The organism is Pseudovibrio sp. Alg231-02 (assembly GCF_900143565.1).
GTDB lineage: Bacteria > Pseudomonadota > Alphaproteobacteria > Rhizobiales > Stappiaceae > Pseudovibrio.
The window spans coordinates 1-13,454 of the sequence record NZ_FREX01000018.1; the positions used below are offsets into that span (position 1 = coordinate 1).

At 53.1% G+C, this 13,454-nt stretch carries 10 protein-coding genes and 1 pseudogene; 1 reads left to right on the top strand and 10 read right to left on the bottom strand.

What is annotated here, in order from left to right:
* Nucleotides 1-573: 573 nt before the first annotated feature.
* Nucleotides 574-900, top strand: a complete 327-nt coding sequence (locus DHN43_RS26070; protein WP_108819871.1) for a hypothetical protein — start codon at nucleotides 574-576, stop codon at nucleotides 898-900.
* A 477-nt stretch (nucleotides 901-1,377) separates the two neighbouring features.
* On the opposite strand, the pseudogene DHN43_RS26075 reads toward DHN43_RS26070, so the two are convergent.
* The 10 genes and pseudogenes from DHN43_RS26075 to DHN43_RS26125 form a co-directional block, all read right to left on the bottom strand.
* Nucleotides 1,378-2,551: pseudogene (locus tag DHN43_RS26075) on the bottom strand (IS481 family transposase); the annotation flags it as partial.
* Nucleotides 2,552-2,857: 306 nt separating this feature from the next.
* On the bottom strand, nucleotides 2,858-3,592 hold the full coding sequence (locus DHN43_RS26080) for a nucleotidyltransferase family protein (protein ID WP_108820625.1): 735 nt from the start codon (nucleotides 3,590-3,592) through the stop codon (nucleotides 2,858-2,860).
* Between the two features lie 31 nt (nucleotides 3,593-3,623).
* Complete coding sequence (gene tsaE / locus DHN43_RS26085; RefSeq protein WP_108820602.1) at nucleotides 3,624-5,135, bottom strand: tRNA (adenosine(37)-N6)-threonylcarbamoyltransferase complex ATPase subunit type 1 TsaE; 1,512 nt, start codon at nucleotides 5,133-5,135, stop codon at nucleotides 3,624-3,626.
* Nucleotides 5,136-5,385: 250 nt separating this feature from the next.
* Nucleotides 5,386-7,902: a PAS domain-containing sensor histidine kinase gene (locus DHN43_RS26090; protein ID WP_208995638.1), complete on the bottom strand. Its 2,517-nt coding sequence runs from the start codon at nucleotides 7,900-7,902 to the stop codon at nucleotides 5,386-5,388.
* Nucleotides 7,903-8,219: 317 nt separating this feature from the next.
* Nucleotides 8,220-9,620, bottom strand: coding sequence for an adenosylhomocysteinase (gene ahcY / locus DHN43_RS26100; RefSeq protein ID WP_208995639.1), 1,401 nt, complete (start codon nucleotides 9,618-9,620; stop codon nucleotides 8,220-8,222).
* 176 nt (nucleotides 9,621-9,796) lie between these two features.
* Nucleotides 9,797-10,249, bottom strand: a complete 453-nt coding sequence (locus DHN43_RS26105; RefSeq protein ID WP_108820605.1) for an NUDIX hydrolase — start codon at nucleotides 10,247-10,249, stop codon at nucleotides 9,797-9,799.
* A gap of 25 nt (nucleotides 10,250-10,274) precedes the next feature.
* Nucleotides 10,275-10,559 carry an HPr family phosphocarrier protein gene (locus DHN43_RS26110; protein ID WP_057462957.1) on the bottom strand — a complete coding sequence of 95 codons (285 nt, stop codon included), beginning with the start codon at nucleotides 10,557-10,559 and terminating at the stop codon, nucleotides 10,275-10,277.
* Nucleotides 10,560-10,565: 6 nt separating this feature from the next.
* Entirely contained in the window at nucleotides 10,566-10,970 is a 405-nt protein-coding gene (locus tag DHN43_RS26115) for a PTS sugar transporter subunit IIA (RefSeq protein WP_057462958.1), read from the bottom strand.
* A 108-nt stretch (nucleotides 10,971-11,078) separates the two neighbouring features.
* A complete protein-coding gene (locus DHN43_RS26120) occupies nucleotides 11,079-11,573 on the bottom strand; it encodes an HPr kinase/phosphorylase (RefSeq protein WP_108820606.1) in 495 nt (164 codons plus the stop codon).
* Entirely contained in the window at nucleotides 11,570-13,399 is a 1,830-nt protein-coding gene (locus DHN43_RS26125) for a sensor histidine kinase (RefSeq protein WP_093516617.1), read from the bottom strand. The genes DHN43_RS26120 and DHN43_RS26125 overlap by 4 nt, the downstream gene beginning before the upstream one ends.
* Nucleotides 13,400-13,454: the final 55 nt, after the last annotated feature.

Consider the following 13,454-nt stretch of genomic DNA (forward strand, 5'->3'; position numbering starts at 1 on the left):
CTTTTGCTGTGTTGGATGGATTTTCTACAGATCAGTTCTCTGGTGCAGATCTGTACAACTTGTCAGCCGCAGCTACAGCAACAACTGAAGCTATGGACCTACTAGCGTAGTAAACCAAAATTTTTGCTGCCAACCTTGTGTTGGCAGCTYACTTCTCATTTTCCAGCCTAATTTTTTAAAGAGTTCCCAGTAACCAACATAAGCCACCACAAGTGGCTATTGGCAATAATTGCCCTTTTGTCCATTCACCCGGCGTAACCCCGCAGCAACACCTTTTTCCCGGCTGCAACTCTTCGTTGACAGGTGGGCGGTTGCATTCCACATTCATATGTGAGGCTTCGAAACCTCTTTCCACGCGGTACCCGCTCCCGTAACTAGCGGATTTTTTGTGCCTTTTTCCAAAGGCGCAAACCCTTTGATATGAGCGGGAGGGCGGTGAATACAATACTTCCTTCGGGAGGGAATAAACTCGCCTGCCGTGGTCAGGTTTCGAACCTCCCGCTCGCCAGCGGGCCTTCGAAAGCCCAATGTCGTGCGGTTCATTCAACAGCCAACCACGTGAGGGCTTTGATTATGGACGACACTGCATGCGCCTGTGGCGCCACAAATACTCTTCAAAATGAAATTGACGACGTGAACTTTGCTGTTTCTGATCTTCAGAACCTTGCTTATATGCAGCATCTGGTGCTGAGCGAGCGAATGAAGAACAGCAGTGAGCGTGACGTTCTCTTCACTTTGCACCATGCATTATCTGACCGCCTAGAGGCACTTGATAAGACCTGCGGAACTTTAACTGATGCGTTATCCGGCACGTTCTTCCCTAAAGGATTTTCCGGTCACGCGACACGCAGCGTCGCCTCTCCAACATTGGTCAATTCTAAAACTGTGTCTCTTGATTAGATCACTGTGAACGGCACTCCAAGGGCTGGCCTCGACCACCCTTGCACAGCCCTTCATGGGTGTCCTGCTGGTCTGCGGCCGGGCGAAGTGTGCCCGCAGGCCAGCATCTTCGTGTGTGTTTTTAGATGCGTTGATGGGTGTGGCTCTGGATCCCTGATCTGCGCGTTGCTTGTCCGGGATGACGAGGGAGGGTGATTGCGTGAAGAGAAGGCGGTGGGCGTAGTTTTCGGCTGATTTTCATGTGCCCGCAGATAAGTGGGCTTACTCTTTAACCAATTTGCTTCCCCCACTGTCATCCCGGGCGGAGCGTAGCGGAGACCCGGGACCCATGAGTGCCTGACGGCAAACGCTAGGCTAGCGCTATGCAGCAATTATCGTATAGGTCCGGGCTCGGGGGCTGGAAAGACAATGGTGGGCGGGCTTCTTGCTCTTCAGCCAGTCGGCTCCCCCCGGTGTCATCCCGGGCGAAGTTGTTTGTCCCGGAGAGATGGTTGACGTTTGTTCGGGGACATGGGTGACGGTCATGTTATGATGTTAAGTCGATTTTTGCGACAGTGTTAGCGGCGAAACACACGTTGAAGATCTCAGGTTTGTCTGAGGGACGTATGGCGAGAGTGTAGCCACGGAAGCATTTGGGGACATACCAGAGCCTGCCTTTAAAGCTGATTTCCGCTCTTGTTCTGGGTACCTTTCGGACCATTGTTCCTTTGGGATAGCTGATATCTGGAAGGTGTTTGGGAAAGATATGCTGTGAGATTGTATAGCGGCTGATAGGTGGCGCTAATCCAAGTGCTTCATGCGGGCGATGGAAATTATAAATCCGCCTCCATTGATCAAAGGCCGATTGCATAGTGCGGTGACTGCGAAATGTTCTGTATGCCAGAACCTCCTCTTTCAGGGTTCGGTTAAACCGCTCATTCTTGCCTTTGGTTTGAGGATGAAAAGGTCTGGCATGGATCAGGCGGACACCAAGATGAGCCAACCAGATCCGCAATGGTGTCCAACGCTGATCGGTAAGAGCTGTCCCCCATGGGGAACCGTTGTCAACCAGAAAGGCTCTCGGCAAGCCGTAGAGCTTAAAGCTCTCTTCTAAAGCCGTTTTAACTGTATTGGTGCGTTGGTCTGGGCAAGCCTTAAGGCAGGTCGCAAACCGGGAGTGGTCGTCGACAACCGTGAGAGGATGGCAACGAGTGTTATCTTCCAGCCTGATCCAACCTTTAAAATCCATTTGCCAGAGTTGATTAGGAAGAGGAGCTTCAAATCGCTGCCAATCCGGGGACCTTGGGGTTGATTTCGGTTCAATACGGTCATGGCGCTGTAGAATGGCGTGCACCGTGGAGCTTGCTGGAATTGTAATGCCTTTATGCTGCAGATAAGCGCGGATCTTTCGAGCACCCCAAGCCGGGTAAGTATCACGCACTGATAAAATCCTCTGCTCCACCTCCTGTGGTGAACGTCTAGGAGATGTTTTGGGCCGGCGGGAGAGATCATTCAAGTCTTCTCCCGCACGCCACCGCCTCAGCCATTTATAGCCTGTTTGTGGGCTGATACCGAACCGGCGACACAAGGCACGCCAATTAGCATTGTCCTGATCTGCAAGTCGGACAAACTCTTCTCGAAGTTTCATTGTTGAACACTCTTGCCAAGGCATCCCGGTCCCTCCCTGAATGCCATGTTAATGTGTCAACCATCTCTCCGAACACCTGTAACCTATGTCTCCGGTATGTACATCGGGGGCCGGGATGACGTCATAGAGGGTGCATTTTCTGAATGGAAATCACTCAGTCCCACGATTTATCCTCTGCCGTCATGCCGGACGAGCGGAGAGGTGATCCGGTATCCAGAGCCCAGATGTTTGTGGAAGTTACCCAAATGCATTGAGTATTGGCGCATCAGCTAAGGGGGAGGTTGGCTGAGGTGGCCCGCACAATTTGGCGGGCCTGTCCTATTTTTTAGATTAGTTTGCGCTGTTGGCGATGGCGCGTTCGGCGTCATCGAGGCCTTGGGGCGTTCCAACGTGCAGCCAAAGGCCATCGCCTTCGACACCGAAGAGGCGGCCATTTTCAATCGCTTTGTCGAACAGCAGATTGAGGGAGAATGGGCCTTCCGGCGTATCCTTGAACAGCCGTGGATGGATCATCGCGGTACCGGAATAGATGAAAGGTGCCACAGAACGCTCATCGCGGCGTTCCAGCTTGCCTTCATCGTCCATCAGGAAGTCGCCTTTGCCGTCATAACCAACCGCATTGACGGCTGGTGCGAGCAGCATCAGCATATCCATCTGATGGTCATCCCAGGTTTCTACGAGGAGATCCAGGTTCGGCTTTACCCCTTCCAGCCAGAAGCTGTCGGAGTTTTTCAGGATGAACGGATCGGTGCCCAGAATTGGCAGGGCTTTTTTTATGCCGCCACCGGTATCCAAAAGCTCTTCGCGTTCATCTGAGATCTTGACATCCAAGCCTTCAAACCTGCGGGCATGGGCCTCTACAAGGTCGGCAAGGTAATGCACGTTGACAACGCAGGTTTCGAGGCCAGCATCCTTCAAACGTGTTGCTGCGCGCGCGAACATTGACTTACCGTCCACCTCGATGAGAGGTTTTGGGGTTGTCGCCGTCAGGGGCCGCATACGTTTACCCAGCCCTGCGGACAAAACCATTGCCGATTTAGGGTGGAAGGAAATTTCTTTAGGCATCTCGTTGTCTCTGTCGTTTTGTTCTCTTGTTTCAGTCGCCACTTTGGCTCGTCTCATTTGACGAGAGTATGACAGTGAACATGGGTTTGAGTTTTACTTCCCCTAATTGTGCAAAGCACTGCCGCACGTAATTGCGGATGCGAGGAAGCATCTCCATGTATTTAGGTTTTCCGAGCTGCTTATCAAGACGTACAAACGCGCCAAGGATCTTGGCATTGCGCTGCAACGCCAACACAGCAACAGCATTCCGAAACGCCATTTCATCAAAAATGGGTTTATGTTTTCTTGCCAAGTCGCAATATCTCTGCAGCAAATGCTCCTGCAGGTCGGCTGGCATATCCACGCGTGCATCGTACACGAGCGAGGCAACATCATAGGCCGCGGGGCCCATCATTGCATCTTGGTAGTCAATAAGACCCAGCTTATTGAGACCTGATGCTTCTGGCAACCACATGATATTCGGGCTGTGGTAATCCCGTAAAAGCAGAGTTAGCTCGCCCTGGAGGACTGGCTCCAGCAGCTCTTGCCACGCTTCAACATAGCCGCGGCCTTGCTGTTCTGTTGCTGGTGCTCCACTGGCGTAAGGCAGATACCATTGGAGGTAGAGGTCTGCCTCCGTGATCAGCACTTCGAAATCGCAAGGCTTCAGCTGATGGGGTTTGCCATCCGCCTGCAATCCTGTTTGCCAGTCGCAGCTGTGAAGCCGGGCAATGTCGTCAATGGCCAGCTCGTAGCGCTCTTTGACCGCCTCACCGTTTTCGGTGATGATCTGGTCGCCGAAATCCTCCAGCAGCGCCAATCCGTTTTCCGGGTCGGCGGCCAGTCGTTTTGGTACGCGGAACCCATGATCCGCCAAGGCGTTGCCGACGGCGAAGAAGGCAGTAACGTCCCTGGCGCGATGTACGGTTTCGCCGTAGGTTTTGCCAGTGGGCAGACGCGGCTCTGGCCCAGTTGGCGGACTATCCATAAAGACGACTGTCTCACCGTTTTTGTGAAGTCGAAAATAGGTCCGCATGGAGGCATCGCCCTGCACATGCTCACGCCCGGCATCAATCCAGCCGGATTTTTGCAGCAGAGCGCGGCGGGCAGCGAGGCGATCAAGGCGGTTCTGCCAGCTTTCGCAGTTGGCTGTGAGGGTGATCTCGCGGGTGTCTGGCTCGGTGCCTTCTGTCAGTTTCAGGTCCAGCGCTTCCGGCCAGTAGGATGGGTCTCCCATCTCTGGCCATTCAATCAGCGCGACACCGGTTTCCAGATATTCGTCGAGCCCAAGCTCTTCCAGCTCTTCCGGTTCTTCAATGCGGTAGAGGTCGAGATGAGCGACGGACATTCTTGGCAGGTCGTAGGTTTGAACGAGCGTGAAGGTGGGGCTTGGGACTTCCAGATGAGGGTCAGCTGCCAGATGGCGCAGCAGTGCTCTGCTCAAGGTGGATTTGCCTGTGCCAAGATCTCCGGAAAGAGCAAGTACGTCTCCCTCTTTCAGCAGCTCAGCCAAATCCGCAGCAAAGAGCTCAGTTGCTCTCTGATTGTCGAGAAGTACCTTCATACAATTCGCCTCAAGAGCAGCTGCACATAGTCGCGCTCACGCAGAATGCTCTAATCTATACTTTCCAAGCGTACCCTCAAAGCAAGACTGAACTTACTTACCAAGGATACGTACCAATCTATTAGAGCAGGCCGCGTTCATTTAACGACACACGACGCCCCCGGAATTCTTCAAGAGTAAGCACTTGCCAAAACCAGCAAAGGAACTCAAGCCCCAGAGGCATTTATCTGACCGAAAACTGAAGGATGAGTTATTCCGCCGCTTCCAGCGAATGGACATGCGGCTCAAGCGGGAAGGTGCAATCCACTGTGGTGCCCTGCCCTTCGGCGGAGGAAATATCGACTGTACCGCCGTGCAGCTCGACAAAGCTCTTCACGATCGAGAGGCCAAGGCCAACGCCCTGACGGTTTCCACCAGCCCCGCGGCCTACAAAGCGCGAGAAGACCTGGTCCAGCATCTCCTGAGGGATGCCTGCACCATGATCTTTGATGCGGAAGCGGATTTCGTTTTCATCACGCTGGCAGCTGATGTCTACCAAGCCGCCCTTGTCGGAGTAGCTGATCGCGTTGGACAGCAGGTTGAAGAGAACCTGACGCAGTCGCCGTTCATCTGCTTTGAGATGGCCTATGCCCTCAGGCATGTGGGTGCGGAGCGTGATGTCGGATTCGACCAGGCGATCTTTCAGGCCTTCGACAGCCTCAGATACCGTCTGCGCAACATCGACCTCGGAGATTTCGAGCTCCATGATACCGGCATCGACAGTTGCCAGATCAAGGATGTCGTTGATGATGTGCAGCAGAGCAGACGAAGAGGACAGAATGTAGTCGGTGTACTCTTCTTGCTTCGGAGACAGATCACCAAACTTGGCATCACCCAACAACTGCGCAAAGCCGATGATGGTGGTTAGCGGGGATCGCAGCTCGTAGGACACGTGCTGAATGAAGGCGTTCTTGAGCTGATCAGCTTCCTGAAGCGCATCATTGGTGGCGTGGAGGGCACGTTCCACGTTGACCGTATCAGTGACGTTCACGAAGGTGAGCAGCGTGCCTCCATCTGGCAGCGGTACGGTGACGTAGTCGATGACAGACCCGTCGACCCGCTCCATGCGACCAGAAACGCTGGTGCGGTTGTCGGACAGGCCTGTTACGCCACGGGCAAGCTCTTGCCAACGGTCGGATTCGCCCATCAGCTCCTTGCAGGTGTCCAGCAGGTCGTTGACGTGTGGATCACCTTCGAGGAACTCCTGAGACAGGCCCCAGACCTCAGCAAAGGCCGGGTTGGACAGGCGCATGCGTCCGTTGGAGCCGAACACGGCGACAGCTTCTGTCAGGTGGTCAAGCGTTTCCCGCTGTACCCGGGTCAGTGCGTTGAAGCGGCTTTCCAGATCCAGCTGCTCGGTCACGTTCTCGTAGAAGTACGTCACACCACCTTGCGGATGCGGGCTGGCGATCACGCGGAGTGTCCGTCCATCTGGCAAATGCCACCAATACGCCTGTGCATCCAAGGCGTGGTAGCATTCCAGATGCTTGGTTCTCCAACCACGATAGTCAGCCTGCTCTGGCAGTTTACGAGCTGCGCGCAGGGCGTCGAGCAGCTCACCTTCTTCCGGCTTGGTCTCCAGAAAGCTCTGATCAATATCCCATAGGGAGCGATAGGCTGCATTATAGAACTGGAGACGATGATCAGCACCAAACACGGCTACAGGAGTTTGAAGTTGATCGAGCGTACGCGTATGGGACTCTAGTGTGCGGCGAAGCTGTCCCTGTACACGTTCAAGCTCGGAAATATCCTGAGCAAGACCGGCATTGCCATGCTCAGAATTCACGTCAGTCAACTCAAAGACACGCCGTTCACCCGCAGCCACAACCGGCATTGGCGAATGATAGACACCGTCGGTCTGGCGCATCATGTTGAGTTTGTTGCGGCCTTTTGCTTCCAGCAGCTCAATCTGCTCATCAACCACAGTGCGGGTGCTTTCGGCCTCGACAGCATCCACATAGGCTGAGTTGACCCAGACAAGCTGGCCATGGTTGTCGCGTTGCCATGCAGGCCCCGGCAATGCGTCTAACAGGCTATGAAGCGAGGAGATCTGCTCGCGCAGTTCTTTGTTTTGCTCAGCAAGGCGGGCGCTGAGCTGACGGTCTCCGGTCAGATCACGCAGGCGCAGGACTGCCAGTCCACCTGCGGTATGGCCGGATGCTTCCAGATAGACCCCGTCGGTGGTCGTTAAGGTTAACCGGAAGACTTCGCCGTGGCCGCGCAAATGCTCCAGAAAAGCGCGCAGGGCCTCGGCGGATTTGACGTCCAACCATGTCTCGAACTCGACGAGCTGCGAAAGGCCGCCTGCGAGTTCAAGGTTTTCAGGTAGATGTCCGGCAACACCGGGATGTTTGGCCTCACCATCCCAGACTAAAAGGAGACTGTCTTCTGTTTCCAGCAAGCTTTCTAGGCGGTCAATGCGCGCCATCGCATCGGCTCGGTCCTGACGCAATTGCAGGATGGACAAAGAGTCATTCCTGCGGATGCGGACAAGCACAACGGAGGCTGCGACTGCGTACAAGGCGATGCCGGCCGTTGCCGCGACCCAGACAACCTTGAAGGCGTCAACTGAACTACCTGAAAGAGCTGGCAGAATATCCATAGCCTGAGAGAAACCAGCAGCACCCAGGAGAGCAAACACAGCAACGCCCATCAGGTTCAGAACGAGTCTAAACCTTCTACGCCACAGCACGTTAACACGCGCGTGTTTATGCCAGGATGCTGGCATGTTGTGCCCCTTTCTTCGCCGCCTCAGATTCGCATCACACGCCGCATTGGTGTCACGAATCGCGAATAAGTCGCTCAACTGCCTAACTTAACGACTGATTCGACAATCAACATAACCTGATTGATTTTTGGGAAGAAGAGGATCTTTACAAAAAGTAAACAAATTCTGTGGGCGAAATAATCATCCACTACAATCTGTAGTAAGCCCAACAAGCGCACCCCCAATATATTGAAAGTGTGTTTATTGGGCCTAGTAGAATTCATGGAGCTGTTAACGCTAAGTCCCTTAGCGTTAACAGCAATTGCGACGGACGCGTATCAGTACTTGTAGTGCTCTGCCTTGAACGGACCGGATTTGTCGAGACCAAGGTAGTTGGCCTGATCGTCCGTCAGTTCAGACAGGGTTGCGCCGAGCTTCTTAAGATGCAGGCGCGCAACTTTCTCATCCAGATGCTTCGGCAGCACGTAGACTTCGTTTTTGTAGTCATCGCCTTTGGTATGCAGCTCCATCTGCGCCAGAACCTGGTTGGTGAAGCTGGCGGACATCACAAAGGATGGATGACCTGTCGCATTGCCAAGGTTAACCAGACGGCCTTCGGAGAGAAGGATCAGACGCTTGCCATCTGGATACTCGATCAGGTCGACCTGTGGCTTCACATTGCGCCATTTGTAGTTACGCAGTGCAGCAACCTGAATCTCGTTGTCGAAGTGACCAATGTTGCAGACGATCGCCATGTCTTTCATGTCGCGCATGTGGTCAGCTGTGATGACGTCTTTGTTGCCGGTGGTGGTGACGAAGATATCGCCTTCACCGATGGCCTGCTCCATCGTCTTCACTTCATAGCCATCCATCGCAGCCTGAAGCGCACAGATCGGATCGATCTCAGTCACGATCACACGGGCACCAGCGCCTTCCAGAGACTGCGCAGAGCCTTTGCCAACGTCGCCGTAACCAGCGACAACAGCAACTTTACCAGCCATCATGACATCAGTACCACGGCGGATACCATCTACGAGAGATTCACGGCAGCCATAGCGGTTGTCGAACTTGGACTTGGTGACAGAGTCGTTCACGTTGATTGCAGGGAATGGTAGATCGCCCTTCCTCTGCATTTCGTAAAGGCGCATAACACCCGTGGTTGTCTCTTCGGAGACGCCCTGGATGTTGCCCTTAACTTTAGAGTAGAAGCCCGGGTCTTTTTCGAGGCGACGCTTGATCGCTGCGAAGAGAGCGGTTTCCTCTTCATTAGACGGATTGTCGAGGACGGATGGGTCTTTCTCTGCTTTTGCGCCGAGAAGAATCATCAGAGTTGCGTCGCCGCCATCATCCAGAATGAGGTTTGCGGTTTGGCCGTCGCCCCAATCGAAGATTTTGTCCGCATAGGTCCAGTATTCATCAAGGGTTTCGCCTTTTTCAGCGAACACCGGAATACCAGCTGCTGCGATTGCGGCTGCAGCCTGATCCTGCGTGGAGAAGATGTTACAAGATGCCCAGCGAACTTCTGCGCCCAACTCAATGAGGGTCTCAATCAGAACTGCTGTCTGGATGGTCATGTGCAGGGAACCAGCGATGCGTGCGCCTTTGAGAGGTTTCCTTGCACCATATTCCTCACGACAAGCCATCAGGCCTGGCATTTCGGTTTCGGCAATTTCAATTTCAGTACGACCCCACTCTGCAAGTGAGATGTCTTTGACGTAGTAATCGTTAGACGCAGTCATTAAATCTTCCTGAAAGCCCGGGCCCATAGTCCCCTCCCGCGTGATTGATGAGTGCTCGCAAAATGAACGCTCACTGTATGCTGTTATACATCACAGAGAAGTCAGAAAGCAATAAAGATATAAAGGTTTCTTTATATCAGCCTAAAATGCAAACAAATGCAGGCGTGCAGAATGCTTTATGTGCGTCTGGGTAGATAAGGCTCTAGAATTTCTAGGATATTTTCAGGGAAGACTGTCAAAGATGTTGTCTCGAGTTCTTTCCGCGTCCACCAGCGATGCTCTCTCATTACCTGAGTTTCTATCTCTGTGTGGTTGGAATAGTCGATTTTCGAGTCGGAAACGGTGACAAAGAAAAAATGTTCTTCAGCATCTACCATCTCACCGGATGGTGTCTGAAACACCGCTCTTCCAACATGGATCACCTCACCGACAGGTTCGGAGATTCCGGTTTCTTCCAGAAGTTCGCGGCGGGCGGCTTCTTTAAAACTCTCACCCGGCTCAATACCACCGCCAACGGTGGCCCAATAGTCCTGGCCTTTGAGAGGGCCTTTATCGAACTTGAAATTGAAGAGGAGAATTCGGTCTTGAGGATCAACCACCAACAAACGTGAAGCTGGCCGCTTTTTCATGAGATACTCTAGAGGCTTGACTTATTTAGTCTCTTTCACCGAAACCGTCTTCCACCAAATGCGCAATTGCGGAAATGGCTTCTTCTTTCTGATTGCCGGTTACGACAACATGGATCGAGCAGCCTGTGCTGGCTGCAAGCATCATCAATCCCATGATGGAGGTTCCACCAACAGTTTGGCCGTCTTTGGAAACTTTTACATGGGCATCAAAAGTCTCAACCAGCTTGACCAGCTTAGCTGAGGCGCGCGCGTGCAAACCACGGGTGTTCACGATGGTCAGATCGCGAGCTAACACTGTGCATTCATCCATATTTTCTTAGCCTTGCCCGGACAGGACCTGCGAAGCTACGGAGATATACTTCTGTCCTGCACTGCGGGCTTCTTCTACCGCTTCGGCGAGCGATTTTTCGTTTCGAACGCTTGCCAGTTTTATGAGCATCGGCAGGTTTACACCAGCTACGACCTCAACGCTACCACCATCCATCACAGAAATAGCGAGATTAGAAGGCGTACCGCCAAACATGTCGGTAAGAAGGACAACGCCAGAGCCGTCGTTGACAGCTTCAACGGAACGCAGGATGTCCTGACGACGTTGTTCCATATCGTCATCTGGGCCGATGCTAATGGTTGCTACCCGGTCCTGTGGACCTACAACATGCTCAAGAGCCGATTTGAACTCTTCTGCCAACCGACCATGGGTGACAAGAACTAGACCAATCATATATTTCCCGCGAACTAACAGAGTGTCTACTCTTAGGTTATTCCAATCCTACTTTGTTGAAGGACACGCTGCAGTGCAAGAAAAATCAGCATGCTCATACACAGAGGGCTAATAGTTGTGCACTGGATTAGTAAAAATAAGTGCATTCGCGAGCCGAAGAGCGGCTAAATGATCTTCTTTAGGTACTTGTTGTCGAATTAATTTGACTGAGCAAAGTTCACAGGTCTGCACCTGCTCCTCCGGCAATCTATCGATTTCCTCTCGGGCTTCCAGATCCAGAACCATATGGATTACTGCAGTATCGAGGTAAGGAACATCGACAACGCCATAGCCTCGCAGCTCGGCCTTTCCCTTAATTGGATTTGGGCAAGACCCTATTAAGCGACTATTTTTCTCAGCAATGTAGACACGATCATCAGCAACGAGGGCTGCAAAACTGCCTTTAAGATGCGCGCGCTGTATCAATTCCAGCGCCAGCGCTGATTTGCCGGTTCCAGAGGGGCCACGGATCAGAATGCCTTTCGTGCCAACCACCAGACAGGTCGCATGTATCGCCTGACCTTCTGCTGCCTGAACACTTTGCTTCTGATCCAGTGTCGTCATGAGGTTGTTTTGGCCCTCAGTTTGATCACGAACCGGGCACCAAGCACTTTCGGCTCTTGCCCCTCTTCCTCAGAGGTTCGGTTCATGACCGAGATTTCACCCCGGTGTGCTTCGATAATCTGGCGGCAGATCGAGAGACCCAAGCCAGAGTTGTTTCCGAAGCCCTCATATTCCGGTCTATCCGTATAGAAGCGCTCAAAGACGCGTTCGCGGAGTTCTTCTTTAATACCAGGACCAGAATCTTCGACCCAGATGATAATCTGGTTGTTCTTGCGCTTCGCCGTAACTGTAACAGGAGTTCCTTCTGGTGCAAATGAGCGCGCATTGTCGATCAGGTTATTGATGACCTGACCGAGACGCTGGTCATTGCCGTGCATCTGGAAATTCTTGTCTGTTTTGGATGGCTCAAACTTCAAATCGACATGGGCGATATCATCACAAGCGCGTTCATTGGCAATGGATACGACAGCCTGCAACAGCGTTGCCATATCAACATCGTGAGATTCTGCGCGAGACATTTCCGCATCAATCCGCGATGCTTCAGAGATGTCCGTGATCAGGCGATCAAGGCGTTTCACATCATGCTGGATGACTTCCAGCAAGCGTTCGCGTGATCGCTCGTTCTTCGCCAATGGCAGGGTTTCAACGGCACTTCGAAGGGATGTCAGCGGGTTTTTCAGCTCATGTGCCACATCTGCGGCAAAGCTCTCAATCGCATCCATACGGCCATACAGAGCCTTGGTCATATTCCTCAGCGCACGCGCCAGATGACCAATCTCATCGTAACGATCTTCAAACTCAGGGATTTCTTCCCGGGTGTTGATCGCAGACTGCACTTTTTGCGCCGCTTCAGACAAGCGGCGGACTGGCCCTGCGATGGTGCCAGCAAGCAGTACAGACAGGATCATCACCACAACAGCAGCAACGAGGAAAATCTTCAGGATCGCATTGCGCTCTGCGGCGACGATATCATCAATGTCTCCGCCTTGTGTTGACAGGAGCAAAGAGCCAAGGACACCGCGGAAGCGTTGAATTGGCACAGCCACGGCGACAACCATTTCGCCTTTTGCGCCAACACGTACAACGGATGCAGGGGAACCTGCCAAAGCAGCTTCAACTTCAGGGTACTCGCGCCCTTCCGTCCGTCCGACTTCTTTATATGGCGGGTACTCACCACGGCGGATCCAGAGTTTCAACTCCTCCCACATTTTCTGGAAGAAGGGATCCTTGCTTTCGTCCGGCGGTGGCAGGTCGAAGCGGAAAATCTGGTTTTGGGCATGGAGCTGGCGTGAATCCAGCATCAACATGCCTTCAGGGTCGTAGATTCGGGCCCGTGTTTTGGTGGGCGATATCAGTCGCCGGAGAATAGGTCCGACAATCTCAGGGTTGATCGGGAAGTCCAGACTTCCCAGCGTTGAGCGAGCACTGGTGGATTCTCCAGCTTCCAGACGCAGCAGCATCTCCGGATCAACCATAAGAGAATCGCCATCGCTCGTGGTGGACGCGGCAATGGCGCCTGCAATGATCTCACCCTGGACCAGCAGTGACTGAACGCGTGCATCGATCAGACCGGCCTGAAACTGGTTCAAGTACAGAATGGAGATCACCATCGCCAGAAGGCCGACGAGGTTGAGCACCAGAATGCGGCGGGTCAAAGAAGAAAAGGCATAGATACCGGCGAGCGAGATCCAGCGCGTAAAGACGCGTTGGCGCACTTGCCTGCGTCCCAGCCAACGGAACGCACCTGTATGTTGCGGGTCAAGAGTATCAGAAGCGTCGTCTGCTTCGATGTCTTCCCGCTTTTGTTCTTCTTTATTTTCCGACATTCGCTCTTATCGAATTCTCAGGAACGTGTGTTCTCAGGTTTTTCCAACCTTCAGA

What these genes read in the sequence shown, in the direction of transcription:
- DHN43_RS26110 (WP_057462957.1), bottom strand. Translation starts at nt 10,559, where the DNA reads ATGGATGAATGCACAGTGTTAGCTCGCGATCTGACCATCGTGAACACC.
- DHN43_RS26120 (WP_108820606.1), bottom strand. Translation starts at nt 11,573, where the DNA reads ATGACGACACTGGATCAGAAGCAAAGTGTTCAGGCAGCAGAAGGTCAG.
- ahcY (WP_208995639.1), bottom strand. Translation starts at nt 9,620, where the DNA reads ATGACTGCGTCTAACGATTACTACGTCAAAGACATCTCACTTGCAGAG.
- tsaE (WP_108820602.1), bottom strand. Translation starts at nt 5,135, where the DNA reads ATGAAGGTACTTCTCGACAATCAGAGAGCAACTGAGCTCTTTGCTGCG.
- DHN43_RS26105 (WP_108820605.1), bottom strand. Translation starts at nt 10,249, where the DNA reads ATGAAAAAGCGGCCAGCTTCACGTTTGTTGGTGGTTGATCCTCAAGAC.
- DHN43_RS26090 (WP_208995638.1), bottom strand. Translation starts at nt 7,902, where the DNA reads ATGCCAGCATCCTGGCATAAACACGCGCGTGTTAACGTGCTGTGGCGT.
- DHN43_RS26125 (WP_093516617.1), bottom strand. Translation starts at nt 13,399, where the DNA reads ATGTCGGAAAATAAAGAAGAACAAAAGCGGGAAGACATCGAAGCAGAC.
- DHN43_RS26115 (WP_057462958.1), bottom strand. Translation starts at nt 10,970, where the DNA reads ATGATTGGTCTAGTTCTTGTCACCCATGGTCGGTTGGCAGAAGAGTTC.
- DHN43_RS26070 (WP_108819871.1), top strand. Translation starts at nt 574, where the DNA reads ATGGACGACACTGCATGCGCCTGTGGCGCCACAAATACTCTTCAAAAT.
- DHN43_RS26080 (WP_108820625.1), bottom strand. Translation starts at nt 3,592, where the DNA reads ATGCCTAAAGAAATTTCCTTCCACCCTAAATCGGCAATGGTTTTGTCC.